We start from the raw sequence: 25732 nt of genomic DNA on the forward strand, positions 1-25732 counted from the left end.
AATTTTCACAGAAAAAAAAGCCCTGCTAACAGGGCTAAAGTTCAGCCAGCTAACTACCGCAGTAGAATGACTGAAAAGGGGACATCATTTATATTGTTTATTTTACTTTCAACGCGTTTGGTAGATCGCCCGCACCGCCTCATACGCTGCATCCAGGGCCGCCATATCCCCCGATGCGGTCAATGCGGCCAGCTTCCCGGTAAAGTATTCGTCCACCTGCCTGACCCATTTCTGGCGCAGCCGCTGTACTTCTCTGTCAAACATCGGAAGATATGCATCTTTCAGTTGCTTTTCACAGGCGGAGACATACTCGCTGACCGGACCCCGCAGCCGGGCCTCCAGGTCATCGCGCAGCTTCATATTGCCTCCCTCCGTAAAAAACGTTGCCCGGTTTTTATACGGGGTCAGCAGGTCCGCAAACACCGTGGCATTCCATTCATGCAATCCGGGCACAAACGAAGGCGTCTCATACTCCAGCGCCTCATACCCGGCGAGCGCAATATTCTCGTCAAGCGCACGCAGCTCGTTTTCCGTCCGGCGGTGTATGCCCGCAAGCGTTCGTTCCAGGAATGTTTCGATCCGAAGCGAGGTCGCCCGCATTTCCTGAGCCAGGTCGAATGCGACGAAGCGGATAATTTCATTGGTATACCGGCGCAGCAACGTCTGCATCTCTTCCTGCTCATCGGCAAACGCCGGCACATTGATAATGGCTTTAAACTCGTCGAAATATCGGTAGAAGACCCGCTGCTTCACGTAGTACACAAGTTCCTCGATTTCCTGCGCCACAAGGCCGCGCTCGATATCCGTATCCACCTCTTCTATTGCTGTGCCGGAAGCAAGACGAGCCGCCTTTGCCTGTTCTTCTTTGCGCCTGCGCTCTCCCTCTTCTGTCCGCGCCTCCGTGCGCCATGCCTCCAGTACACGCAGGGCGCGCCCGATGTCTTCGTAGGCCGACGCCACTGCCGCGCCGACCAACTCTTCCGTCACAAACGCCCGAAAATCCTCTTCAAACAGCGTGATGCCGGAGAAAAAGCGCCCTTCCGCACTCTCCGGTGGCGGCGTATCGGGTGGAGTGCCCGTCAGCTTACGGTAGAGGGCTGCTTCGTCTTCGGACAGCCTCCCCTGTGCGAGACGAGCCGCCAGCAGCCCGATCTGGCTAGAGACCGGATACAGCCGTGCTTCCCGAATCCCACAGGCAAGCAGATTGCGCTCCACATGCCTAAGCACATCGTCAATTTCCGCCTCCGAGGCGGCCAGGTCGGCGGCGTTGACGATAAAAAACATTTTATCCCGCGCAAAGTACTCCTTCACCCGGCCTAACTGAATCAAAAACTCACGGTCCGCACGCGAAAAAGCATGGTTATAATAGGTGACAAACACAACCGCATCCGCATGTTTAATATGCTCGAACGCCACCTCGGTATGCCGCGCGTTCATCGAGCCTGCGCCCGGCGTATCAATGAGAATGACACCCTGGCGCGTCAGCGGTCCGTCATAATACAGCAGCACCCGCTCAACGAAGCATGCCCGCTCCTCGACAGCGACGAACAGCGACAGCTCCTCCATCGTGACCGTCCGTTCCTCTCCGAATTGGCCGCGCATGTCGGACAGGCCGTTCTGCACGGCTTCCAAGAAGAACAATTGCTCATCCCGCAACAGCTCCAGCGGGTCGCGGAGCTCTTCCTCTTCTTCCTCTCCCTTCCTTTCTGTTTTCTTTCCAGCATCGGGGTTCGTCTGCTCCAGCGCTTCCCGGCGCGCTTTCTCCGCTTCTTTTTCCTGCTGCTCGCGCACAATACGCGCATGCTCATCAAGAAGTGCTTCCAGCTCGGCGAAGGAAGCCACCTTCTGTTCCGCAATCTCAAGCGCCTGATTCACGTCAGTCAACACTTGTTCTTTCCGTTTGAACTGAACAAGCACCGTCCCGTGCGGTCTTTCTTCCGTCGGCGGCAGCACATGGTTAATCGCTGCGGTCGTCGGATGCGGCGAGACCGGAAGCACGGCATCTCCCAATAATGCATTGGCAAACGACGACTTGCCCGCACTGAATGCGCCGAACAAAGCAATGGTATACTGCTGTCGTTTCATCCGCTGTGCACGGGAGACAAGCTCCTGCACCATACCGCGAAATCCTGGAAAGACCTGCAGCTGGCAGGCGCTTTGCTCCAGCGCTTCAATTGCAGGGCGTGCCTGTTTGCGCATGTCTCCGGCTATCACCTGACGAGGCCGTCGGCGTTTTGCCTGCTTACGTCCGATATGGACGCGCGGCACCTGCCGTACCGTGCGCTTTTCTTCTCCAATATCCTGGAACGCGCGTGGCGATTCCTCTTGCATCTCCTCTACAGAAAATTCCTCTTCCGATCCACCCAGCGTATCAAGCAACTGACGCAGCGCACGCTGCTGGCCTGCCGCTATGGCCTGCAGTTCCAGCACGGCTGCACGTTTTTTCTCCAATTCTTCCTTGCGCCTGCTTAGCGTGTCCGCTTTTTTCTGCCGGTTCTTTTTCAAATCCAGCAGCGCTTCTTCCATCTTTTCTTTCACCGCCTGAGTATACAGCTGTCGTACGGCATCCACGACAAACGAAGCATAGCGCACAACATATTCCGTACTGAACAGCGCCCCCCTGTTCACTGTGCCCACCAGCATCTCTTTCGTAATCGGCACCTCCATCTCATAGATGGAACGGCGCAGCTGTTCATTTTCAATCCCGTATGCTTCCAGATGCTCAAGCATCATTTTCTTCAGGTGAATATCAATGTAGGTAGCCGCATTTTCACGGACTTCCTTATGGAAAAGAGTCAGGCGGCGCTCCCGCTCTTCTTTTGTGCGGTGCCCGGAAAACAGGCGCCCGACGCGAAAGCTTACTTGCTGTGATTCGACGAATGAGCGCGCCAGCTCACGCGTATGATATGGCATCAAGTTCGCGTTCTTAAACAATCGGTCCAGCTTCGCCGCGAATTCGCGTTCAAACCGTTCCGCCTCATCCGTGAGCGCCTGTTCCCGCTCTTTGACATCGGCCAGCTCCCGGACAATTCGCTCCCCGTCTGTCATGCTGTATGTCCCAAGCACGGCACGATGCGCCTCGATCTCAGCACGCCGCTTCTCTTCCCGCCAGAGCAGGTGGTCGCGCACCAGCAGATACGCAGCAGTCAGCACCGTCTCTGTCACACGGCGCCGTTTCTCCGCAATCGCCTCCGCCAGACGCTGCTTCAGCTGCGGCACATCGTTATGCGGGTGATCCGGCTCACGCACCGTCGTGAAGAAAATCTCGTCTTCCTGAACCCCGAGAGCGGTGAACGCATTGGTGATTTTGCGTGCAAACTCCGTGAACTGCACCTCGAACGCTACGTGTTTGTCGATTTGATTGATAAGTAGCCATGTCGGTTTCATGTCCTGTTGCAGCGTCTCGATGAATTCGCTGTTCAGGCTTGACTGCACATGATTATAATCCGTCATACAAAGGATCAAGTCCGCCGTATGCAGAAGCGATTCTGCTGCCACACGGTGTGCGTCCTCTGTCGAATCGATCCCGGGTGTATCGAGAATCGCAACGCCAGGCGGCAGCTGATCGTTCGGATGGGCGATTTCCACCCGGTCCACCCGGTCGCCGTCCGTACAATATGCCTGAATTTCTTTCACATCGTACGGATACGGAAAGGCTACCTCGCCTTTTTCTTTGAAGGTGACGACGGCATGCGCCGGTCCGGTTTTCACTTTGACCACATTGGCGCTTGTCGGAATCGGGTTCGTCGGCAGCAATTCTTCGCCCATCAACTCATTAATCATCGTCGATTTTCCGGCCGAGAAATGCCCGCAGAAAGCGATGACGAACTCTGCCGCATCCGCTTTTTCGAGCAAATCCCGGCAACGGTCCGCCCGTATCCGGTCGCCGACCAGCTCAAAATTGTGAAGCAATTCTCGGAGGCGCAAAGCCGCATGGGAGGGCAAAATCTTCTGGCTTTTGACCCATTTACGGATAGCTGATTGAGTGAAAGTAGGCTGAGGTATTAACATAATAAATTTCCACACTTCCCTGCGACATTAAATTGTTGAAGATGTTGTTGAAAAATATTTTTTTCCGTACAAAAATGTATAATTTTTGCTATGCTGTGGCATGGCTAGTACAAAGCTCATGACAAGAACGAAAGAGGTTTAAGACACAATGATGCAGTTTGTATGTATTCTATTAATGTTCAGTATTTTTTTCGGTTTTTCGTATGTCGCGTACAAAAGCGAGCAAAAGAGAAAAATGATCTATGTCACCGATGAAATGCTGAAAAAGCCGCTGACCGATCAAGCAGTCAAGCATTACATTGAATTTCTCGAGACGGCGCCGGAGCGCAACAATGCCTCCTACTGGCACGCGCTGCGCCGGGCGTACGAGCAGATTATGAACGCCAAAACCATTGACCCGCGCCTGAAAAAAGAACTGAAGAAAACCTTACGAAACCAGGTAATTGTATAAATACCACGCGGTTTCCGCTTATGTCCTATATTGTACCACACAACAAAACCCGGCATCAGCCAGCATGGCGACCCCGGGTTTTTCCTTTGCTGCATACGTTGTCCTGTCCATCTACGCCATTACACAGCACTGTAGTTCGCACACAATCTATGAAACCGCTAACTACATTTACAATTTCGAATATAGGAAATCAACTAGTATTTCGAAAATAAAATTGATACAATGCCACACATACTTACTTGATTTAATACATAATACGATGACAAATTCTCGCCTTTTTTTCAGAAAACCCCTTACTTTATCTATAGATAATTATGCACTTATTGAAGGAGAATGTTTATGAATCACCTATCAAAAAAGGAAATTATGTTTGTCAGCTTCATGCTGTTCTCGATGTTTTTCGGGGCAGGCAATCTGATTTTCCCGCCGTTTCTCGGACAGGCGGCCGGCAATCATGTCTGGCTTTCACTCACCGGGTTTATTCTTTCGGCGGCAGGCCTGCCGATTCTTGGCGTAATGGCCGTCGCCAAAGCGGGCGGGTTTCGCACATTGGCCGAACGGGTCCATCCGGCCTTTGCATTCCTGTTCCCGCTTCTCGTCTATCTGTCGATTGGCCCAGGGCTTGCGATTCCACGCGCCGGAAGTCTGGCGTATGAGATGGGCGCCGCGCCCTTTCTGCCCGCGGGTCTAACGGCGAATCCTACAGTCACCGCGCTTTATACATTTGTTTTTTTCTGTCTCGTATTCTGGCTCAGCCTATCGCCGTCCAAACTGGTGGACCGGTTCAGCAAGCTGCTCACACCGCTTTTACTGGCGATGATTGCTGTGATTTTCATAAAGAGCTTCTTTACCCCGATGGATGCACTCAAAAGCCCGGAAGGCAACTACGGACCGAATCCGGCCTTTCAAGGCTTCCTGGATGGCTACTTGACAATGGATGCGCTCGCGGCACTTGCCTTTGGCATCGTCATCGCGAATACGCTGAAAGCCAAAGGCCTAAATGAAGAAAAAAGCCTGTCGCGCTATATGATCTACGCCGGTCTCGGTGCGGGTCTGCTGCTTGCGGTCATCTACCTGATCCTCGGCTATCTCGGAGCCGTGACGCCGAATGCGGCGCAGGCCGAGAACGGGGCGCAAGTTTTAACGCTTATGATGCATCACCTGTTCGGTGCAGGAGGAACGATTCTGCTCGGATTTACGTTTACAATCGCCTGCCTGTGCGTATCCGTCGGACTCGTTACATCATGCAGCCAGTTCTTTTCCGCTTCCCTACCGAAGCTTTCCTATAAAGCGTGGGCAACCGTTCTTACCGTCTGGAGCATGGCCATCGCCAACCTGGGACTGACACAGATCCTGAACGTATCGGTGCCAATTCTTGGCCTTTTGTATCCCATTGCCATTACGCTCATCATACTGGCACTTTCGCATCGGTATGTTGCTGCCTACCCGTCAGTCTATCCGCTGGCGGTCACACTCGTCGGTTTGTTCAGCATTCTGGACACGATCAACAATATATTATTTACTGGTAAATTTTCTTCAGCCTTTGCGCACCTGCCATTATACGCAGCAGGATTCGGTTGGATTGCCCCGGCTTTCATCGGTGTTCTGGCCGGATGCATGGTCGACATAATAAAAGGCGTCCGCCATTCGACAGCTAAAAAAGATGCGGCATAAAGAAAAAACAATTGTTAAAAAAACAAAAAGTTGTTGATCAGCCGATAAATCTTTTATATAATTGACTCGTTGTTTTCAAATGAATAACGATTATATCCTCATCATCAGCGATGGGGTAGAGGTCGCGGTTGCTAGGAGTATGGTGAAGGAGGCGCAGAGAACGCCCGGGAATTCACTGGAAAGGAGCTACCGCCGAAGTCTGTGTGCATCTCTGGGCGCGCGGGCTGGGGCCGTCTCCGAATAGGAACGGAACTGTCATATCTGCATCCGCGCAGATATGGTGTGCTATCTTCATGGAAGGTATGATGCGGGTTATCAAGAACACCGCCGTTGGTTCCTTCGGCGGTGTTGTTTATATTCCCACTCCTTTCCTTCCCATTTTTGCATCTTATTAAAGGAGTGTTTTTACGTGCAGCACATGCCATCACAGTCAACTACCGAGCACGCGCAGACGGCGTCTCAGACACCGGACGGACAACTGCGGCGCGGGCTGAAAGCGCGCCATCTCACCATGATTTCGCTGGGCGGGTCCATTGGAACCGGGCTGTTCCTCGCTAGCGGCGGCGCCATCAATACGGCCGGTCCGGGCGGTGCGCTGGTCGCATATATCGCCATTGGTATTATGGTTTATTTTCTTATGACAAGTCTCGGGGAACTGGCCACCTTCATGCCGGTGTCCGGCTCCTTCAGTACCTACGCTTCCCGCTTCGTCGATCCTGCGCTCGGGTTTGCACTCGGCTGGAACTACTGGTACAACTGGGCGATTACCATTGCGGCGGAACTTTCGGCCGGTACGCTGCTGATGAAGTTCTGGTTTCCGGAGAGCTCGTCGTTTCTCTGGAGCGCCCTATTCCTCCTTTTGATGTTCGGTCTGAATTATCTGTCGGTCAAAGGCTACGGCGAATCGGAATACTGGTTCGCTCTCATTAAAGTAGTTACGGTCATTCTCTTTATTGTTATCGGTTTGGCCATGATTTTCGGCATCATGGGCGGCGAGGCGGTCGGATTCAAGAACTTTACCGTAGATGATGCGCCGTTTCACGGCGGCTTCATGGCCCTGCTCGGCATCTTCATGGCAGCCGGCTTCTCATTCCAGGGAACGGAGCTTCTCGGCGTTGCGGCCGGAGAAAGCGATAATCCGAAAGAGAGCATACCGAAAGCCATCCGTCAGGTATTCTGGCGCATTCTGCTGTTCTATGTCCTGGCGATTTTCGTTATCGGCCTATTGCTCCCGTACACCCATCCGAGCTTGATCAGCGGAGACATCGAGGGCATTGCCAAGAGTCCGTTCACTATTGTATTTGAAAAAGCGGGGCTTGCATTCTCGGCGTCCGTTATGAACGCCGTCATCCTGACTTCGGTTCTGTCCGCGGGCAACTCGGGTATGTACGCCTCTACCCGGATTCTGTGGGTGCTCGCCAAAGAAGGCAAAGCACCGAAGCTGTTCGCCAAACTGGACGACCGTGGTATTCCGGTCAATGCGCTGCTGGCGACTTCCGCTGTCGGCATGCTCGCCTTCCTGGCCTCGTTCTTCGGTGACGGTGCAGTCTATACCTGGCTGCTGAACGCATCGGGCATGTCGGGCTTTATCGCCTGGCTCGGCATCGCAGTCAGCCATTATCGTTTCCGTCGGGCCTACACCATCCAGGGACGCGATTTGAGCGACCTGCCATACCGGGCGAAATGGTTCCCATTCGGTCCAATCTTCGCGTTCGTGCTCTGCATGATCGTCATCCTTGGACAAAACTATTCCGCCTTCACAGGAGACGCCATTGACTGGAACGGCGTGCTCGTCTCCTACATCGGCCTGCCGCTGTTCCTCCTGCTGTGGTTCGGCTACAAAGCGGTGAAAAAGACGACGTTCATCCCGCTCCGCGAGTGCCGGTTTGACACCCCTGCAGACGAAGAATATAAGCATTAAATCGACAGACAAAAACCCGCGTGGCCATGCGCGGGTTTTTTCTTGCTTGTCTGTCGCCCGGGAAGCCTCTTCTATTCCTGGTGCTTTTTATAGATGGAGATATTCGAGAACGTGGTGCCCTTCGGTGTCCGGCCGCTCTGCGTAATCGTCATGTGTCGGCCGTCTTCTGAAAGCTCGCGACGCGCGAAAAGCAACACTTCACCGTTTTTAAACGATGTCGTCTCCAGCGTCCTCTCGCCCGTAAACGAAGCGGAGACAGTATCGGCAATGTCCGGGTTATCGTATGGATACTGCTGGCCGTCCGGAATAAAATAGTTCGTCGCCCTAAACGTCTGGCCGTCCATCTCCGTCCATTCAACGCCAATCTTCAATTGCTTCCCTTCCTGCTTAATCCGGTACTTGGCCTGCTGTGCAGGTGCGCCGAATTGGTACCAGGATTTCTCCGGAAGCAATGCCCAGGTGCCGCAAAACGCTTCAACTGAGCCTGTCGTTGCTTTTTCTGTTGCGCCCTGTCCCATTCGTATCTCCTCCTCTGATTTTTGTCTATTCTATATGTATACGCTCCCCTGCTCTTCAGTTCCTTCCTCTGAAGAAATAAAATTTTATAAATTCAATAAAATGAGATAATTATCAGATCTTAATTTAGAAAAGTACAAATGCGGAAAAAGGCGAAGGCCTTTTTCTTCCCTGAATCTTATTTCCTCTTCCCCTTCCTTCTTTTCTCATAATTTTCACAGAAAAAGACAGCTAACCATAGCTGCCTTTTTAGCAATTTTACTATACGTTTATGATTTTAGCACATCATGATCAACGTACCGTTCTCCATTTAACTGACTAATTACATTAATGGCTACTTTCGCTCCATCCCCTGCTGTGATAATGGAATGGACACTAACTCCGGCTGCTGTACCCGCTGCCCAAATGCCGTCTATATTCGTTTTCCCTTCTGCATCTACATCAAATACGGTTTTAATTCGAGGCTCCGTTCCGGGTTTGGTTTTTAGCCCCGCTTTTTCTGCAAGATCAACGAGGACCCCTGTTGCAAGGATTACCTGCTGCGCTTCAAAAGAGCTCTTTTCTGCTTCAACCCGAAAACCCGCATCCGTTTTAGCGATATTTACTACCTTATCTTCGATGATTTCTGCTCCAAATTTAGCTGCCTGTTTTTTCCCTATTTCCACCAGATCCGGTCCCGTGATTTCCATTACCCCATAATGATTTTCAATCCATGCCCGTTTTGTTATACTTTTATCCGAATCAATGACCAGCGTCTTCTTTCCTGCTTTTGCAGTAAACAAAGCGGCACTGGCCCCAGCCGGTCCTGCTCCTACAATAATAATATCGTACATATGTATCAGCTCCTTCTTCTTTACAAGAATGTTTACAACAACACCAAAAAATAGAAGAACCCTTTAGGTGAAGTCTACCACAATTATCTCGAAAATGAAAACAGGGCATGCGCTGACCGATAGCAAGCGCCTCACTTATGTAACGATGCTGATCGTAGGTTGCGCCGTCACTTTGCTGTATGCCGGAATACTCTTTGTCAGCCATACATTCCCGCCGACAATCGAATGAGCGCCAACAACGGTATCCCCACCTAAAATAGTGGCGCCGGAATAGATGGTAACATTATCCTGAATAGTAGGATGCCGCTTGTTTCCTTTGACTATGTTTCCTGCTTCATCTTTACGGAACGAAAAAGCACCTAACGTTACCCCCTGGTAAAGGGTAACGCCGTTGCCGATCTCCGTAGTTTCACCAACAACGACCCCTGTTCCATGATCGATAAAGAAACTCTCTCCGATTTTAGCTCCCGGATGAATATCAATGCCTGTTTTCCCATGCGTTAATTCGGATACCATTCGCGCAACGATAGGATACCCCATCAAATAAAGCTCATGCGAGATTCTATGATTAATAATGGCATAGATGCCCGGGTACGAAGCGGCCACCATATAATAACTCGTCGCAGCCGGGTCTTTCTCATACGCCGCTTTAATATCCAGCAGCGCATATTTTCGTAACCCGGGCAATTTTTTCATCAGCAGAATAGCGTCCTCCTGGTGCTTTGCCGCGTTCTCGTGTTCATACTCGAGAAGCTGGACAAGCGTACCATGGAGGCGGCGAATCTTTTCCTCCATCGATATGCTTTTGCTGTCCAGGGCCGGATAATATTCCGGCAGTATCACCTCTTTGACTTGCTGAACGAAACACTTAAATAAAGGAATATCAATTTGCTTGCGGTATGTATTGTTTTCAAGCTTATCCTTGTAAGACAATTCGAGTTCGTGTTGTATCTCTTTATAGAAATCATCCTGTAACATACGATGCACCTTTCCTTATGAATTGTGACATTCGACTGGCAATCGGCTGTGCGGCAGTTGCGCATCAGCATAAAGAGCGTTCCCCTACATTATACTATATTAAATATAGTACCTATTCGTGAATCAGGATGCAATCACTCTCTCTTCCACAAAATCACCATGGCCTTCAGCCGCAGCTCCGACATAAAAATAATAGAAAGGACAGCTGACTTTTGTGACACGAAGGAAAAGACAGAAAAACACAGAAAAGGCATTCCGTTTTCAATCCGGAATGCCCAGCTGCCCATCGGATTAGATTTGCCCGTCAATCAGCTTGTACAGCGCCTGTGTTCCGCTGTTCTCTTCTCCTTTTGCCGCCAATTCCTCATACAGTGACTTGGCCAACTTCAATCCCGGTGTCATCATCCCCATCTCTTCCGCCGCTTCCAACGCAATGTTCATGTCCTTAATAAAATGCTTAATATAAAAGCCAGGTGCGAAATCGCCTTTCAGCATCCGCGGCGCCAGATTGCTAAGCGAAAAGCTGCCTGCCGCTCCGGTCGAGATGCTTCTTAGCACATTCTCCGGATCCAGGCCTGCCCGCTTCGCATATACCATCGCCTCACAGACGCCGATCATACCGGATGCAATGGCGATCTGGTTGCACATCTTCGTATGCTGACCGGAGCCGGCCGGTCCCTGATGGATAATATTGGTCCCCATCTTCTCAAAAATCGGCTGCATCGCATCAAACGCCTCTTTATCGCCGCCGACCATGATGGCGAGCCGCGCTTCACGTGCACCGATGTCACCGCCGGATACCGGTGCGTCCAGCGCATGAATGTTTCTTTTTTTGGCTTCCTCATAAATTCTCTTGGCCAGTATCGGGCTTGAGGTCGTCATATCGATAACATAGGCATCTTCTTTGGCGTGCAGCAGAATGCCGCCTTCGCCCAAATACGTCTCTTCGACATCTTTCGGATAACCGACCATTGTAATAATGACATCCGCTTCCGCTGCCAGTGCGGCTACGGTGTCATTCCATACGGCGCCCGCGTCAATCAGCTCTTGCGCTTTTTCTTTCGTTCGATTATAGATATGTACCCGGTAGCCTGCTTTCATCAGGTGACCGGCCATGCTTTTACCCATGACACCCGTGCCGATGAATCCGATAACGGTGTTTGCGTTAACTGCCATCGCTTCCACTCCTTATCTGTAATCAATGCAAAATTTATTCTTCTATTATATATAAAAATTTCGAAATAGGAAGAAGACGGCATTCTTTTTGGAAAATGTTAATTTATCATCCATACGACAATAGAGGGGACAAGTATCGAAACAAAAATCCCGTTAACCCCCATGGCTACCCCGGCGATTGCCACCTGAAGCTCGCCTTCCGATGCCGCTCGCGCCGTTCCTATGCCATGTGCCTGCGTCCCAAGCGCAAGACCTCTAGACAATGGATGATAGATTTTCATTCTGTTCATTATCGAAGGGCCTGTCATCGCCCCTAACATTCCTGTCAAGACTACAAAAATGGCAGCCAGCACCTTATCACCGTGGATAATCCCGGCAACTTCCATGGCGATGGGAGTAGTAATGGTCTTCACGCTCATCGAACGAACAACTTCGGAGGATAGATGTAATCCTTTTAACGTCAGAATGGTTGTTAGCATACAAACAACAGAGCCTACCAATATACCGGCAAAGGAAGGAATAAGATTTTGATATAAAACCTTTCGTTGTTGATACAATGGCACAGCAATGCCAACCGTAGCCGGCCCCAGAAAAAAAGTGAGCACTTCTTTCGTGCCCTGATACTCAGCATAAGGAATATGGCTGAGTACAAGAATGAAAATGATGAGAAGAGTACTTAGAAAAACCGGATTCGTCAAAGGACTGGAATATTTTTTACTTAAGTGTACACTCCACAGATAAATGCCAATGGTAACTGCCAGTGTATATAAAGTAACGAATTTATCCATATCTTTGTTCTCCACTCTTCAAGTTTTCTTTTACGTTATCTTCTTGCTTAAGAGCAATCGTTTGGGATACTTTTCCTGTCGCATACATTCCAATCCACAGGCTTAATAAAATACAAAGGAAAAAAATCCATCCCTGATGTAAAAACAGATCTTTATAGCTCATTAATCCTACTGCCACGGGAATGAAAAACAAAGATAAATGTTTGAGTAAAAGAGACGAGCCTTCACTCACCCAGTGCAGGGGAATCATTTTCGTAATTAACAAGAGAAAAAGGAGCAACATTCCTACGAGATTTCCGGGTAAAGGAAGCCGGGAAATCTCAACAATGAAATTCCCTATTTCACTAAGGATATATAAAAGCAATACTTGCGCATACAAGCGAAAGACAATGGCAACTTTTTTTTTCATATTTTCCACCCCTGTTTATTTCAGGCTTTCTCTTTACCTGACACTGCGGGCATGCCTGCTACTACCCTTAGTGAATGTTTTCTACTTGTATACAAAATTTCAGGATAGGGAGTGCCCTATCCTGAAATCGCAACCTTTACTATTTTTCTAAAACAGGGAATAAAGAGGGCTTCTTAAAACGACGAACTGGTTCTATTTATTCCATTTATTCTTCTTTCTTATTGATGCACCGTTCACAAACATGGATGTAAGATTCAAACCGCTCTTGAATTTCGCACCCGCATTCACTGCACGTTTTTTTAGGAATACTTCCATCGAGTTCCAATCCCATTTTAAGTCCCTCCTGTTTGCTATTTTTCATTTTTATGATATATTTAAGTTTAACCTTTTATTTTTCTCAGTGCTGAAGTATAGGAAAAGTACATTACGCTTTCGTGAATTGTTCGGCTTCGGTTGAACCTGCCAGTGCAACCGTTGAAGATGTCCCGCCGCTAATTACCTGGGAAACTTCATCAAAGTAGCCGGTACCTACTTCGCGCTGATGTCTTGTGGCAGTATAGCCGTATTGTTCAGCTGCAAATTCTGCTTGCTGCAGTTCGGAGTATGCTGCCATTCCTCTTTCTTTATAGCCACGTGCTAACTCAAACATGCTGTAGTTGAGGGCATGGAATCCTGCCAGCGTAACGAATTGGAATTTGTACCCCATTTTACCCAGTTCAATTTGGAAGTTCGCAATCGTTTCATCATCCAATTTTTTCTTCCAGTTGAAGGAAGGCGAGCAGTTGTATGCGAGCAATTTGCCAGGGAACTGTTCGTGAATAGCTTCGGCGAAACGTCTTGCTTCTTCGACATTCGGCTCGGACGTTTCGCACCAAATCATGTCAGCATACGGCGCATATGCAAGACCTCTTGCAATCGCCTGATCAAGACCTGCTTTGGTACGATAGAAGCCTTCCGGCGTACGCTCACCGGTAATGAACGGTGCATCATACGGATCAGCGTCGCTTGTAATCAGGTTTGCTGCGTTGGCGTCCGTTCTTGCGATCAATACCGTAGGAACGCCCATGACATCGGCAGCCAAACGTGCAGCAATCAGGTTGCGTACCGCGGTTTGCGTCGGAAGCAGAACTTTTCCGCCCAGATGGCCGCATTTCTTTTCAGAGGATAATTGGTCTTCTAAGTGAACGCCTGCCGCACCCGCTTCAATCATGGCTTTCGTCAGTTCGAATACGTTTAATGAGCCGCCAAATCCTGCTTCCATATCGGCAACGATAGGAGCAAACCAATTGATGTCATTTTTGCCTTCAGAATGATGGATTTGATCCGCCCGCTGCAGCGCCTGATTGATGCGCTTTACCACATGCGGCACACTGTTTGCCGGATACAGACTTTGGTCAGGATACATATTTCCGGAAAGGTTTGCGTCAGCTGCAACCTGCCAGCCGCTTAAGTAAATGGCTTTTAAGCCCGCCTTTACCTGTTGTACGGCTTGATTTCCGGTTAAAGCACCCAGCGCATTCACATAGTCCTCTGTGTTGACCAGGTTCCAGAGACGCTCAGCTCCCATACGAGCCAGTGTATATTCAATTTGAACGGAGCCACGGAGCCGGATGACATCCTCGGCTGAATATGGTCTTTCAATCCCTCTCCAACGGCTGTCTTTCCAACTCTCTTCTAATTGTTGTGCGTAATGTTCTACCATCTCTATCCACCCTTTCAAATTTTTAAGTAAGATATTTATAACCAGGAAGCGTTAAGAAGTTTTCGAACTCATCATCGAGGATAAGCTTGGAAAACAACTCACTCGCCAACTGGTAATTACCCGAATGATAATTGTCTCCGCCAACCGCTTTTTTAATCTTCAGCAATTCGTCTGCAAGCAGCTCCTCGAATAACTCGGCTGTTACCTTGCGTCCATCGTTAAGGATTCCCTTCGGATGACGAATCCACTGCCATACTTGCGCACGGGAGATTTCCGCTGTCGCCGCATCTTCCATCAGATTGAAAATCGGAACGGCACCGGCTCCGCCAAGCCATGCTTCAATGTATTGAACTCCTACACTGATGTTGGTGCGAAGCCCCTCCTCCGTAATCTCTCCTTCAGGTACCGCGAGAAGATCGGCAGCGGTTACCTGGACATCTTCACGTTTTTTATCAATTTGGTTCGGGGTCGGCATGATCTCGTTAAAAACCTCCATCGCTACCGGAACCAATCCCGGATGCGCCACCCATGTTCCATCGTGACCGTTTTTCGCTTCCCTTTCCTTGTCTGCGCGAACTTTGTTGAAGGCCGCTTCATTTGCTTCCGGATCTCCTTTGATCGGAATTTGGGCTGCCATTCCACCGATGGCCGGGGCATTGCGCCGGTGACACGTTTTAATGGTTAACTGCGTATACGCGTCCATGAACGGCACTGTCATCGTCACGGCTGCACGGTCCGGGAGAATAATATGCGGTTGATTCCGGAATTTTTTTATGTAGCTGAATATATAATCCCAGCGACCGCAATTCAAACCGGCTGAATGCTCACGCAGTTCGTACAATATTTCATCCATTTCGAATGTTGCCAAAATTGTCTCGATAAGAACAGTGGCTTTGATTGTGCCCTGCGCGATTCCCAATTCGTTCTGCGCCATAACAAACACGTCATTCCAGAGCCGTGCCTCCAAATGGCTCTCCATCTTCGGCAGATAAAAGTAGGGGCCTGTGCCGTTTTCCAGCAGCGTCTGCACATTATGGTAGAAGTACAGACCAAAGTCGAACAAACTACCGGAAACAGGCTCTCCGTCAATCAGTACGTGTTTTTCCTCCAGGTGCCAGCCCCGCGGGCGGACAATCAATGTCGCAGGGTTTTCCTTTAATGTGTAATGCTTCCCTGCAGGGCTTACAAATTCTATCGTTCTATTGATGGCATCCCTTAGGTTAATCTGGCCTTCAATCGTGTTGCTCCAGGTGGGTGAATTGGCATCCTCGAAGTCCGCCATGAACATCTTAGCTCCGGAGTTGAAGGCATTGATAACCATTTTGCGATCGCCGGCAGGTCCCGTAATCTCGACTCTCCGGTCTTGCAGGTCGACCGGTAGAGGTGCAATCGTCCATTGTCCTTCACGGATATGTTTGGTCTCTGGCAAGAAATCCGGCATTTTGCCTGCATCGATTTCTTTTTGTCTTTCTTCCCGTCTCTGCAGCAGAGAGATTCGTTGCTGGTTGAATTGTCTGTGCAGCTTCGCTACAAATTCCAGAGCCTCCGGCGTTAGAATCTCGTCGTACGCTTCCGATACAGGACCGCGAACCTCAATGCCTGCCGGGTATGTTTTCGTACCCATGACGTATAACCTCCTATTCGTCCGATGTTTTCCAAAATAGTTATATAACAGTTTTCGATTTATGACCTGATTATAATACAGATATTCGACAACAACAAGAGTTTTTTGAAAATTCATTGCCGGCCAAATCATAAATTTCTAAGAAACTGTAATATAACAATTGTTTATTATGCTTATTAATATAATACAGACTTTCTCTTTACGCAACACTTTTTTTCGCCCAATCTTGTAAATTCGCTAAAAACACTCCTTATAGCCCGTATCTTCCTAGAAATAAACCATGCTACAAACACACAGGTCACTGTTTCACAACGATGATTGACTTCAAAATCGCATTGCTTTGTTCTATAACAACAATGAAGGGGAAAGATAAAAACCTTTTGTGCCTTTGCTGTTGGTTATTCAAGAGGGAACGGCTGATGTAAATACTTACAGGTAAACCGAATCCATTCCCGGGCTGCAAAGGAAAGGTACCGTTCTTTTCGCCATATGATGGAAACGTTCCAGGGGATCGAGGGCTGGACAGGAATGACATGAATCTGCGCAGGATCGACTTCCTCGCAGATGGTTTTAGGCAGCAAAGATACACCAAGATTGGTTGCCACCATTTCCCGAATAAAATCCCATTGAGAACTTTCGTATATGATCTTTGGATGAAAGCCCTCGCGGATACATTCATTAATAATTCGATCGTGCATGGTAAAATCTTCACGAAACAGGATGAAGGATTCATGCTGCAAATCCCGCAGGAAAACCTCAGTTTTACCCGCTAAGGGATGGTCGCGATGAACAAGTAGACAAATTTCCTCGTGGACAAAGGGAACAGAATGGTAACGTGTTTCTTCCACTGGAAGTACTACAGCCCCTAAATCCAGGTTTCCGGCACTGATTTCCTGTTCAACTTTTTTGCTGCCATATTCAATGAGTTCACAGGTGATTTTAGGATAGGAAGCGTGAAATTCGGCTAAAATCTTCGGAAAGAATTTGGCACCAATAATCGGAGGAAGGCCGATTTTAATCTTTCCCTGTTGAATGTTCATTAGGTCAGAGAGCTTAATGGATAAATGATCCAGAATTTGCACGACCTTTTTGGCTTCTTCGTATACGATTTTTCCTGCGTCGGTCAGATGAAGTTGCTTAGTCGAGCGGTCGATAAGGGCAATCCCCAGCTCTTCCTCCAGGCTTTTAACCATTCGGCTGATATTGGGCTGTGTAACATGAAGATTCTCGCCAGCCCGTGTAAAGCTTTTATGTTTGGCAACTTCAATAAAGTACTGTAATTGTCGTATATCCATTTGTTTATACCCTCTCATTCATAAATAGAACGCATAAATGCTATGCGAAATATATATTTTGATTATAGTCTGAGTTGCTATAAACTTACTAGTGTAATAAGAGAAAGGGTGGATATAAATTGTGGAAACAAAATGTATTTGAATTTCCCCGGCATTTGTCCGTTGGAAACATATCGAATGGGCTGGTTTCCTGGATTTTTGGTGCAACCGGTCCTTTGTTAATTGTTTTACAAGCGGCTTCTAAGGGAAACCTGAGTGCGGATACAATTACCTCCTGGATTTTTGCCATTTATGGGGTAGGTGGTTTGTTAACGGTGATTTTGTCCTTTTATTACCGGCAGCCTATCGGCTATGCCTTTTCGATTCCTGGAGCGATTTTGGTTGGAGCATCGTTATCCCACCATACGTATGAGCAGGTGATCGGTGCTTATGTGGTCGTAGGAATCGTCACGCTTCTTCTTGGGTTATCAGGAGCTATACATAAACTGATGAAAATTCTGCCTATGCCGGTCATGATGGGGATGGTATCCGGCGTCCTTCTTCCGTTTGGAACCGATATTTTTCATTCTGTTCTAGAAAATCCCATACTTAATGGGGTTCCGTTATTCGTTTTTTTTGTGTTTTCCTGTTTTCGAGGGCTCGCCAAAAAATTTCCACCGATTCTTGGGGCGATCCTTTCTGCAGTGATTATGCTGTATATTGTACCCGGTGTTCATTCAGGCAAAGCCATTTTTTCTGTTGCTAAGCCCCAGTGGTATATGCCGGCGTTTGACATGGCTACCATAGGAGAGCTTGTTCTTCCGCTTGTTCTTACCATTATCGCTATTCAAAATGCGCAGGGGATCGCTGTTTTACAAAGCGCAGGCTACAAGCCCCCTGTCAATTCTATGACTTCGTGGAGCGGGCTAGGTTCGATTGTGAACGGTTTTCTGGGGGCACATTCGGCTTGTATTGCCGGTCCGATGACGGCGATCCTTTCTACGGATCATTCCCAGGAGAAGGACCGGCGTTATGCAGCGGCGATTGTGCTGGGACTGTTATCCTGTTTACTGGCGTTATTTGCCCCTTTCGCCGCCTCGATTCCCCATCTTGTTCCGTCTTCATTAATTAAATTACTTGGCGGGCTAGCGATGATCGGCGTTTTGATCGATTCATTACATATGAGCTTCTCCTCACATTATAAAATGGGCGCATTGTTCTCCTTTATGATTACAATCTCAGGGATTTCTATTTTTCAAATTGGGGCTCCTTTTTGGGGATTGATTGGGGGAACACTTGTATCCTTGCTCTTGGAAAGAAAGAATCAAAAACTAACGAATCAGGTAATAGACAACGAGCAGGTCGCGTAAGAGAGGAGTTGTGTGAATGCACCTGCCGTACATGATAACTCCCCCGGAATAACAGACTGTTTCCAGGGGGGAGTTTCATACATCACGCTATTATCTTCTTTCAAAATAATGATGGAGGCGAAATTCGCAGATTTGCCTGGTCCATTCAAAAACTTTCTCCCTTTCGTGAGGAAGCAACTCCAGCTTGATAGAAAAATGTTCCCTTTCCACCGCCACTAACCCTTTCGAACTCCCACTCCATTTATCCATCGGCATTTCCCGAATCAAACGAGCTATCCTCTCTTCATCGTATTGGGAAAGCAACTGCTTCGTTTGCCTATCTCTTGCTTCCGCCCGAAGTCGATAAGACTCCGCCGTCAGATAATCATAGAAGAACCTCACAATCTCCCTCGCCTGCACCGGCTGCTCCCAAGACAGCGGTCCTCTCTCAAGCATTGCAAGTAAAAGTACCATTTTATAACTCTTATTCATTGCTGTCTTTTCGACTTCACCGAACCATTCTTTATATTTCCAAAAAATCTCTGCTTCTTCTTCCGTAAACTCATTCACCCGGTAAAGAAATCCAAGGTAGGAGCCAAACTCCTGTCGATAGACAGTCCCGTCGCCACCACTGTACAAATGTGCCTCCAGATAGGTCGGCCGCCGCATGATGAAACTCATCCACTACGATTAGATCGAAATCTCCGGGAGCAAATTGGGTAAGATGACGCTGGCGAGCCAGCGTATAAATGGAAGCGAACACGCAGTCTGCCTCCCCCTCTTTGCTTTTGCTATTATAAATCCCGTGCGTTTTCTCCGGCATAACCCGCTGCCAGGATCGCATGGCCTGGTTCAGAATCTCTTCACGATGGGCGATAAACAAGGCCCGCTTAAATCCACGCGCAAAAAAACCGGCGAGATACGTTTTCCCAAGTCCGGTCGCCATCACGACCATCGCTTTACTGTACTCTTCTTCCCTCGTATTCTGCTGTTCTTCCAGCGCTCTTACCTGCACTTCGCGCGGCTGCAGCACCTTACCCGTTTCATAGGACGCCCCCGGTTCGCCCACCTGTTCCGCTTCACCATGATTTTTCGGAGCAAACATCAAATCCAACTCTTCTTTTTGTGTCCATGTATCTACCAAATTCGGATGCTTCCAATGGTACTCCTTATACGATCGTTCGTATTCCGCTGCCGTCTCCTGATTAATCGGAACAGTATTTTCATGGTAAAACAGCGCCATATACGCTTCAGACGCCTCTTCGTATACCGGAAGTGCAGACGGTGAATGAAACGAAACACCGCCGCTTCGCCACAATCGGGCTTCCAGCACATCTTCCATCTCAGAAATCATCTTCAATGCTTCCGGCTGCGTAATAAACAGATAGTCACCGGTCAGCAGCTTTATTTCTGCTCCCCGCTCCTTTGCCTGCCGCAAATAAGGTACCAGCAATTCTATTCCGGATTTCATCGCAAAAGACGTCAAAATATAAATGGTGGACGCTCGCTCCATCTCCTGGATAATCTGATCAATGGCCCGTGAGGTTACCAGTCGGATTTTGTTCATTCTTTCACCTCAAACAATACGATCCCGCGCGTAAATCTACCCCGTTCTTCCGCTTTCTGTGCGCGTATAGGTCGGCATGATTCCTCTCCTTTTCCTCCGGCGGATACGGCACAAGGTTTGGAATCGCTTTACGGATGCCGCCGCGCGGGTCGGCAACGTCGCCTTTGTAGCGCGGAATCAGGTGAACATGCAGATGCATAACGGTCTGGCCGCCGTACAGGCCTACATTTACGCCAATGTTGTAGCCGTCCGGCGCAAACTCTTGATCCAGCCTTCCCTTCCCTTCTTGTAACAATCGATGAATCGCCAGGATTTCTTTTTCTGTCGCCTCAAAGTAATTCGCGATATGTCGCTTAGGGACAATCAGCAAATGTCCTTTCTGGACCGGATATTTATCAAAGAATGCTTTCGCATGCTCATTTTCTAACACCATTTGTTCCGCAGGCATTGCACAGAACGGACAATCCATTTCTTCTCCTCCATTCTCTCTCTGTCGATTGCAGTCACTGTTTATTATAAGGAAAGAAGGAAGAATTCAGCAAATCAACCCAGGAAAACGTATATGTATCTATTACTTTTTCGCCTTATTTTTCTTAGTTATTATGTGATTATAGTCACAGCCCCCCTCCGGAAAAGTTTGTATGATAAAGATACAAACCAAACAGCTATCTATGTAAGGAGGAAATATCCATGTTCTCTGAACCCCACACTTCTCCATGCCACAATATGTCCAGCCCGCCCGCCTCCTACTCCCCGGCCATTCAACAATTACTCGACGAGCATGAACCGCTCCGCCAGCAAATGCGCGAACTCATCAAAGAAGCCGGACAGCTTCTCAACAGCGATGCACCTGCTCAAGACCCAGAAATATTGCAGGCGCTCCTGACCCTTTTTATGAAGGAACAAAAATTCAAGCTGCAGCTTGAACTTCATTCCGAAAAAGAGGAAAACGGTCTGTTTACCCTGCTAAAGAAAGAAATGGGGGACAATTTCGGTCCGGTACAGGTAATGGAATACGAGCACGAAGAAGCAAAGCGTCAACTCGCCGTATTTGAAGAACTTTCTTCCTCGCCGTCAGCGGACGCGAAAGAGGCAGCCACCCATTTGATGGACGCCTGCCAGATTCTGCTGCTGCATTTTACGAAAGAAGAAAATGTCCTATTCCCTTTTGCGGAAAATGCGCTAACTCCGCAACAAAAGCAGCAGTTGTTTTGTTCGTTTCATCAATAGCTGTTTTAAGACTGCAAAAATTACGTCAAAAGAATTGCTCGCAAAGATTTGCATAATCAACAAAAAATATTTACCAAGCCGGAAAAAATATTTACCAGCAAAAATCCGGATACTTGTATGTTAGGATAGAAAAAGAGTTAGCAACAACAAATTTTAGCTAAGGAGTGAAAGAAATTGAAAAAGCTACTGGCAACCGTTACTATTCTCGGTACATCCCTATTTACATTTGGTGCAGGAAGTGCAAGCGCAGCAAATTGCCCATTCACTACCGGATTCCAAAACCTAACTTCTGACGCCGTAACGCAACAACCAAATTTCGCTGATCGCGGACAACTTGGAAACTTATTCCAAAAATTTATGGGCAATCATACTGACAATACACAAAACGCACCAGCGCAGCAGTTTAACATTCCTACTCAACAGTTAAGCAACCTGGCCGGTCAGCAATCTAACTGCCCATTCAAATAAGGCAGTATCTACCTCCGCCTTTATGCGGATTTCCAACTTACGTAATTGTTTGACGTATAAACACAAACCTAAATCGTAAAATGCAGGTGGAAGACCGGATAAAGACAGAGATGAACCTACGTGTAGTATTTACGGTGAAGAAAAACGTATTCCAAAAAGTATGTAATAAAAAATAATGAGCCATATGGCTAGCATTGTAGCTAGTTATATGGCTTTGTTATTATTAACAAAAGAGAAAGACAACAGGTTACAGCATCGTTTTATAATCGGTGCATATTCAGAAAAAGAAACGAGGTTTTAATGAATGGAATTATTTATTTCTGACATTATTCAGGCTAAAAATCGTATTAAAAATCATATTATCGAAACGCCTTTGGTTTTTTCGGATAGTTTGTATGAACGACTATCTTCAAATGTTTATTTTAAATTAGAAAATCTCCAGAAGACGGGTTCTTTTAAAGCAAGAGGTGCACTTAGTAAAATTTCAACATTAACAAATCAGGAGAAAAGTAAAGGAGTCATCACAGCCTCTTCTGGTAACCATGCACAGGCAGTTTCCTATGCAGCTTCTTTATTTGATACTTCTGCACTTGTAGTCGTTCCAGAAAATACAGCACAAGCAAAAATAAGTGGCATTCAAAGATTTGGTGGAGAAATAGTACAGTATGGTGCTACCTATGATGAGGCAGAAAAACATGCGGAGCAATTAGCGAAGGAAACGGGCAGAACGTTTATTCATGCATTTAATGACGTAATTACAATGGCTGGTCAAGGTACGATTGGTCTAGAGGCTATGCTTGAAAAACCAGATTTTGATGTCATTTTAGTACCAGTCGGTGGTGGTGGGCTTTTAAATGGAATTGCTACTGCTGCAAAAGCGATGAATCCTGACGTGCAAGTAATTGGAGTACAAAGCGAGGCCTCCCCGGCATGGCATGAATCATTCATGGCCGGAAGAATGGTCGATGTGACTTATCAAGCTTCAATCGCTGATGGGATTTATGGCGGCATCCATGAAGCCCCTTTACAGCTTGCTTTTTCAAGAGTAGATGGAAGTATATTAGTTAGCGAAGAAAGCATTGCATATGCGATGAAGTGGATGGCGATAAATCATCGTTATATAATTGAAGGCTCTAGTGCTGTAACGATTGCAGCGTTATTACAGAATCAAGTTCCAGATATCGCTAATAAAAACGTGCTTTGTATCATTACAGGTGGCAATGTGGATTCTTCCTTATTTATGAAGGTGATGAATGCTCATGAATAAAAAGATAGAGTTACAAAAGCAGTCGTAAAAAGTGCTGACAAACAAAATATAGGGTTTTTGTCAACGTTGTAAATCCGCATTTTCCTGACGCTACCCCTAATAAGAATTTTTCTGCACGTCCGGTTAAATACCTGTCAAATGTATAGCAATTTCCGCGCCATATCCGGTAAATATGCCGTTTCCATTCTTTCATATCACTCATATTCAATATAGTACAAGGATACATGTCTTATGCTGATCCACGAAAGGAGGAAACCATTGGTCGATATAAACGTAAAAGTAAAAACCAATATAAAAGGTGTTTCTGTCATTACCTGTACGAAGCGCGCCGAATTTATAGACAACCTGTTTAGGAATTATAACAGACAAAACTGGAAGAAGAAGCAGCTCATCATCATTTTGAACAAAGATCGCATAAAAATTGAAAAATACAGGAGCATGGCGAAAAAATATAAAAATGTATCGGTTTATCAACTACCGGAAAAAACTTCTTTAGGGAGATGTTTGAATTTTGGAGTAAAGAAAGCCAGATATAGTTATATTGCGAAATTTGACGATGATGATTACTACGCTCCCTCCTATTTAACTGATGCTATGAATGTATTCAAGAAAACAAACGCGGATATCGTTGGGAAACGTGCGCATTATGCCTGGCTTAGTGGAGCGAAAGTTCTTATCCTCCGTTTTCCCAGAGATGAAAATAAATTTGTGTCTATCCTTCCTGGCGCTACCCTGGTTATTAAAAGAAATGTTTTTAAGAGAGTGCGCTTTCAAAATCGAAATATTGGCGAAGACGATAAATTTTGTAGGGACGCTAAGGCAAAAGGCTTCAGGATTTTCTCTGGGAGAAGACATAATTTTGTTGTCGTCCGAAGAAAGAACTCTAAAGGCCATACATGGATTATTAGTGAAAAGGAACTATTGTTGGGAGATAGTAAAGTTATCCCTCGTATAAAAAACTACAAAAGATTTGTAACGAAAAGATAAGGCTTTACAGCATACGGGCAGCCCGATGAGGAACACAAAAACAAAGCAGGTCGTCATTTGGATTCACCTTAACAACCATTCCGTAATAAGTAAGAAGAGCACCACGCAGAACCATGTGGACAGTCACATTCCCAACGGCATGAGGACAGCGAAACTTTACGTACCGTTTGTCTGCTCCTCAATATGCCATGTCAAAACCCATGGAGCAGCGTGGTGTTCCGTTAGAGGAAAATCCTATCGGTGGCTCTTTTTCATTTCGTGTATGCAAAACGCTCGAATAACAAACATATAATCTCTAATTTTGCAAGAACAATTCTAATAATATATTTTTGCAACCACGTTCTTCTTCACAGTAGTTTTATTCAGCTGCCATAGCATCGGTTTTTGTTACATGTACAGTACCATGTGGATGTTGTGGAGGTGCATAGATCGAGTAAAGTTTTAGCGGGATATTACCTGTATTGGTTACATTGTGCCATGTTCCAGCAGGTATCATAATGGCAGAGTCATCATAGACTTTTCTTTCAAAGTTTAAATTATCTTTACTCTTGCCCATTTGAACAATCCCTTGACCTTGTTCAATACGTAAGAATTGATCAACGTTAGGGTGAATTTCCAAACCGATATCTTCGCCAACATTGAGACTCACCAATGTAACTTGCAAATGATTTCCTGTCCATAAAGCGGTACGAAACGTATTGTTTCGCTTCGTAGCCTCATTGATATTCACTACAAACGGTTCTGGTCCATAATCTTTTAATTTCGTTTTATCTATTGCCTTTGACGATTGTACAAAACCCAATCGTTTAGCATGCCCTATCTCATTAAGAGTGGTCCAGTAAACAGGTCTTCCATAGTTATACATTGATACGTTAACGTAATAAGGATATGGATACATATAAGGAACATTGTACATTTTTCTCATTCCCTTCACAGATTTATAAAATTATCCTATGTACTATATTTAGGGAATGTACTTAGATCAGGGTGACTTATTTAATATAATGGATTCTCATTCGCTTCTCTCCTTTCATGAAAGAAGGACGGAAACCCGTCCTCTAGCTTAAAATCTCGAACTGAATATGCTTCGTTCCCATTCGCTCACATATCGAGAATATTTGTCCCACTCCGTTCTTTTAATTTTAATGAACTCCTCCCAGATTGAACGGCCAATCGTCTCCGCTAAAATGGTATCCTCCGCTAGATAATCGAGCGCTTGCTTTAGGCTCCGTGGGGTCCAGGTAATGCCTTTTTCCTTCAATTGCATGTCACTGAGCCTGCTGACATCAATATCTGCCGGCTCACCCGGGTCCATCTGATTTTGAATGCCGTGAAGACCGGCGGCGACCAAGCAAGCAGCGAGAAGATACGGATTGCAGGTTCCATCCGCACCGCGATATTCGAAACGTCGGGTTCTTCGCTTTTCCGGAATACGAACGAGTACAGAACGATCGCCCGCTCCGTAGCACACATGGGCAGGAGCCCAGGAGCCCGGCTGCATTCTTTT

At 47.1% G+C, this 25732-nt stretch carries 23 protein-coding genes, 1 pseudogene and 1 riboswitch; of the genes and pseudogenes, 8 read left to right on the plus strand and 16 right to left on the minus strand.

Going from position 1 to position 25732, the window contains the following annotated elements:
* Positions 1-108: 108 nt before the first annotated feature.
* Positions 109-4011, minus strand: a complete 3903-nt coding sequence (locus ADA01nite_RS14740) for a dynamin family protein (RefSeq protein WP_146811042.1) — start codon at positions 4009-4011, stop codon at positions 109-111.
* Positions 4012-4159: 148 nt separating this feature from the next.
* On the opposite strand from ADA01nite_RS14740, the gene ADA01nite_RS14745 reads away from it, so the two are divergent.
* The 3 genes from ADA01nite_RS14745 (at position 4160) to ADA01nite_RS14755 (ending at position 8057) form a co-directional block, all read left to right on the plus strand.
* Positions 4160-4462, plus strand: a complete 303-nt coding sequence (locus ADA01nite_RS14745; protein ID WP_146811043.1) for a hypothetical protein — start codon at positions 4160-4162, stop codon at positions 4460-4462.
* A gap of 339 nt (positions 4463-4801) precedes the next feature.
* Complete coding sequence (brnQ, locus tag ADA01nite_RS14750) at positions 4802-6136, plus strand: branched-chain amino acid transport system II carrier protein (protein ID WP_146811044.1); 1335 nt, start codon at positions 4802-4804, stop codon at positions 6134-6136.
* 108 nt (positions 6137-6244) lie between these two features.
* Positions 6245-6432: riboswitch (Lysine riboswitch) on the plus strand.
* Between the two features lie 122 nt (positions 6433-6554).
* Positions 6555-8057, plus strand: a complete 1503-nt coding sequence (locus ADA01nite_RS14755; RefSeq protein WP_146811062.1) for an amino acid permease — start codon at positions 6555-6557, stop codon at positions 8055-8057.
* Positions 8058-8128: 71 nt separating this feature from the next.
* On the opposite strand, the gene ADA01nite_RS14760 is transcribed toward ADA01nite_RS14755, so the two are convergent.
* From ADA01nite_RS14760 to cidR, 10 genes are all read right to left on the minus strand, one after another.
* Positions 8129-8575: a hypothetical protein gene (locus ADA01nite_RS14760; RefSeq protein WP_146811045.1), complete on the minus strand. Its 447-nt coding sequence runs from the start codon at positions 8573-8575 to the stop codon at positions 8129-8131.
* Positions 8576-8842: 267 nt separating this feature from the next.
* On the minus strand, positions 8843-9406 hold the full coding sequence (locus ADA01nite_RS14765; RefSeq protein ID WP_146811046.1) for an FAD-dependent oxidoreductase: 564 nt from the start codon (positions 9404-9406) through the stop codon (positions 8843-8845).
* A gap of 135 nt (positions 9407-9541) precedes the next feature.
* On the minus strand, positions 9542-10384 hold the full coding sequence (gene epsC / locus ADA01nite_RS14770; RefSeq protein ID WP_146811047.1) for a serine O-acetyltransferase EpsC: 843 nt from the start codon (positions 10382-10384) through the stop codon (positions 9542-9544).
* 291 nt (positions 10385-10675) lie between these two features.
* Positions 10676-11560: an NAD(P)-dependent oxidoreductase gene (locus ADA01nite_RS14775; RefSeq protein WP_146811048.1), complete on the minus strand. Its 885-nt coding sequence runs from the start codon at positions 11558-11560 to the stop codon at positions 10676-10678.
* A 98-nt stretch (positions 11561-11658) separates the two neighbouring features.
* Complete coding sequence (locus ADA01nite_RS14780; protein ID WP_146811049.1) at positions 11659-12348, minus strand: LrgB family protein; 690 nt, start codon at positions 12346-12348, stop codon at positions 11659-11661.
* Entirely contained in the window at positions 12341-12757 is a 417-nt protein-coding gene (locus ADA01nite_RS14785; RefSeq protein WP_146811050.1) for a CidA/LrgA family protein, read from the minus strand. Before ADA01nite_RS14785 ends, ADA01nite_RS14780 begins: the two co-directional genes overlap by 8 nt.
* A gap of 205 nt (positions 12758-12962) precedes the next feature.
* Positions 12963-13118 carry a protein YhfH gene (yhfH, locus tag ADA01nite_RS14790; protein WP_307724493.1) on the minus strand — a complete coding sequence of 52 codons (156 nt, stop codon included), beginning with the start codon at positions 13116-13118 and terminating at the stop codon, positions 12963-12965.
* A gap of 63 nt (positions 13119-13181) precedes the next feature.
* Positions 13182-14459, minus strand: coding sequence for an isocitrate lyase (gene aceA, locus ADA01nite_RS14795; protein WP_146811052.1), 1278 nt, complete (start codon positions 14457-14459; stop codon positions 13182-13184).
* A 22-nt stretch (positions 14460-14481) separates the two neighbouring features.
* Complete coding sequence (aceB, locus tag ADA01nite_RS14800; protein WP_146811053.1) at positions 14482-16083, minus strand: malate synthase A; 1602 nt, start codon at positions 16081-16083, stop codon at positions 14482-14484.
* Between the two features lie 398 nt (positions 16084-16481).
* A complete protein-coding gene (gene cidR / locus ADA01nite_RS14805) occupies positions 16482-17378 on the minus strand; it encodes a cidABC operon transcriptional activator CidR (protein WP_146811054.1) in 897 nt (298 codons plus the stop codon).
* Positions 17379-17497: 119 nt separating this feature from the next.
* Here cidR and ADA01nite_RS14810 point away from each other — a divergent pair, with 119 nt between their 5' ends.
* Positions 17498-18727, plus strand: coding sequence for a benzoate/H(+) symporter BenE family transporter (locus tag ADA01nite_RS14810; protein WP_146811055.1), 1230 nt, complete (start codon positions 17498-17500; stop codon positions 18725-18727).
* Positions 18728-18817: 90 nt separating this feature from the next.
* On the opposite strand, the gene ADA01nite_RS22965 is transcribed toward ADA01nite_RS14810, so the two are convergent.
* The 3 genes from ADA01nite_RS22965 to ADA01nite_RS14820 are packed head-to-tail and all read right to left on the minus strand — an operon-like array spanning position 18818 to position 20742.
* Entirely contained in the window at positions 18818-19276 is a 459-nt protein-coding gene (locus ADA01nite_RS22965) for a hypothetical protein (protein ID WP_307724494.1), read from the minus strand.
* Positions 19269-20273, minus strand: coding sequence for a DEAD/DEAH box helicase family protein (locus ADA01nite_RS14815; RefSeq protein WP_307724495.1), 1005 nt, complete (start codon positions 20271-20273; stop codon positions 19269-19271). Before ADA01nite_RS14815 ends, ADA01nite_RS22965 begins: the two co-directional genes overlap by 8 nt.
* 4 nt (positions 20274-20277) lie before the next feature.
* Complete coding sequence (locus tag ADA01nite_RS14820; RefSeq protein ID WP_146811056.1) at positions 20278-20742, minus strand: HIT family protein; 465 nt, start codon at positions 20740-20742, stop codon at positions 20278-20280.
* A gap of 221 nt (positions 20743-20963) precedes the next feature.
* Between ADA01nite_RS14820 and ADA01nite_RS14825 the strand changes: the two genes are divergently transcribed.
* From ADA01nite_RS14825 to ADA01nite_RS14840, 4 genes are all read left to right on the plus strand, one after another.
* Entirely contained in the window at positions 20964-21503 is a 540-nt protein-coding gene (locus ADA01nite_RS14825) for a hemerythrin domain-containing protein (RefSeq protein WP_146811057.1), read from the plus strand.
* A 174-nt stretch (positions 21504-21677) separates the two neighbouring features.
* Positions 21678-21971, plus strand: coding sequence for a hypothetical protein (locus tag ADA01nite_RS14830; RefSeq protein ID WP_146811058.1), 294 nt, complete (start codon positions 21678-21680; stop codon positions 21969-21971).
* 304 nt (positions 21972-22275) lie between these two features.
* A complete protein-coding gene (locus ADA01nite_RS14835) occupies positions 22276-23238 on the plus strand; it encodes a threonine ammonia-lyase (protein ID WP_146811059.1) in 963 nt (320 codons plus the stop codon).
* Positions 23239-23505: 267 nt separating this feature from the next.
* A complete protein-coding gene (locus tag ADA01nite_RS14840; RefSeq protein ID WP_246147356.1) occupies positions 23506-24225 on the plus strand; it encodes a glycosyltransferase family 2 protein in 720 nt (239 codons plus the stop codon).
* A 358-nt stretch (positions 24226-24583) separates the two neighbouring features.
* Here the strand turns inward: ADA01nite_RS14840 and ADA01nite_RS14850 are convergent, their stop codons facing one another.
* Positions 24584-25141 (minus strand): cupin domain-containing protein, encoded by a 558-nt coding sequence (locus ADA01nite_RS14850; RefSeq protein ID WP_146811061.1) that lies wholly within the window; start codon positions 25139-25141, stop codon positions 24584-24586.
* A gap of 147 nt (positions 25142-25288) precedes the next feature.
* A pseudogene (locus tag ADA01nite_RS14855) lies at positions 25289-25732 on the minus strand (glutamine synthetase family protein); the annotation flags it as partial.

Origin of the sequence: Aneurinibacillus danicus (assembly GCF_007991215.1) — a bacterium.
In the GTDB taxonomy this organism is placed as follows: domain Bacteria; phylum Bacillota; class Bacilli; order Aneurinibacillales; family Aneurinibacillaceae; genus Aneurinibacillus; species Aneurinibacillus danicus.

Bases quoted from the DNA above. Each gene is read 5' to 3' on its own strand.
- ADA01nite_RS14850 (WP_146811061.1), bottom strand. From the start codon at position 25,141: ATGTACAATGTTCCTTATATGTATCCATATCCTTATTACGTTAACGTA.
- cidR (WP_146811054.1), bottom strand. From the start codon at position 17,378: ATGGATATACGACAATTACAGTACTTTATTGAAGTTGCCAAACATAAA.
- ADA01nite_RS14755 (WP_146811062.1), top strand. From the start codon at position 6,555: ATGCCATCACAGTCAACTACCGAGCACGCGCAGACGGCGTCTCAGACA.
- ADA01nite_RS14780 (WP_146811049.1), bottom strand. From the start codon at position 12,348: ATGGATAAATTCGTTACTTTATATACACTGGCAGTTACCATTGGCATT.
- ADA01nite_RS14785 (WP_146811050.1), bottom strand. From the start codon at position 12,757: ATGAAAAAAAAAGTTGCCATTGTCTTTCGCTTGTATGCGCAAGTATTG.
- ADA01nite_RS14815 (WP_307724495.1), bottom strand. From the start codon at position 20,273: ATGAACAAAATCCGACTGGTAACCTCACGGGCCATTGATCAGATTATC.
- ADA01nite_RS14760 (WP_146811045.1), bottom strand. From the start codon at position 8,575: ATGGGACAGGGCGCAACAGAAAAAGCAACGACAGGCTCAGTTGAAGCG.
- epsC (WP_146811047.1), bottom strand. From the start codon at position 10,384: ATGTTACAGGATGATTTCTATAAAGAGATACAACACGAACTCGAATTG.
- yhfH (WP_307724493.1), bottom strand. From the start codon at position 13,118: ATGAAAAATAGCAAACAGGAGGGACTTAAAATGGGATTGGAACTCGAT.
- ADA01nite_RS14765 (WP_146811046.1), bottom strand. From the start codon at position 9,406: ATGTACGATATTATTATTGTAGGAGCAGGACCGGCTGGGGCCAGTGCC.
- ADA01nite_RS14825 (WP_146811057.1), top strand. From the start codon at position 20,964: ATGTTCTCTGAACCCCACACTTCTCCATGCCACAATATGTCCAGCCCG.
- ADA01nite_RS14835 (WP_146811059.1), top strand. From the start codon at position 22,276: ATGGAATTATTTATTTCTGACATTATTCAGGCTAAAAATCGTATTAAA.
- aceB (WP_146811053.1), bottom strand. From the start codon at position 16,083: ATGGGTACGAAAACATACCCGGCAGGCATTGAGGTTCGCGGTCCTGTA.
- ADA01nite_RS14740 (WP_146811042.1), bottom strand. From the start codon at position 4,011: ATGTTAATACCTCAGCCTACTTTCACTCAATCAGCTATCCGTAAATGG.
- ADA01nite_RS14820 (WP_146811056.1), bottom strand. From the start codon at position 20,742: ATGGATTGTCCGTTCTGTGCAATGCCTGCGGAACAAATGGTGTTAGAA.
- ADA01nite_RS14775 (WP_146811048.1), bottom strand. From the start codon at position 11,560: ATGGCAGTTAACGCAAACACCGTTATCGGATTCATCGGCACGGGTGTC.
- aceA (WP_146811052.1), bottom strand. From the start codon at position 14,459: ATGGTAGAACATTACGCACAACAATTAGAAGAGAGTTGGAAAGACAGC.
- ADA01nite_RS14745 (WP_146811043.1), top strand. From the start codon at position 4,160: ATGATGCAGTTTGTATGTATTCTATTAATGTTCAGTATTTTTTTCGGT.
- brnQ (WP_146811044.1), top strand. From the start codon at position 4,802: ATGAATCACCTATCAAAAAAGGAAATTATGTTTGTCAGCTTCATGCTG.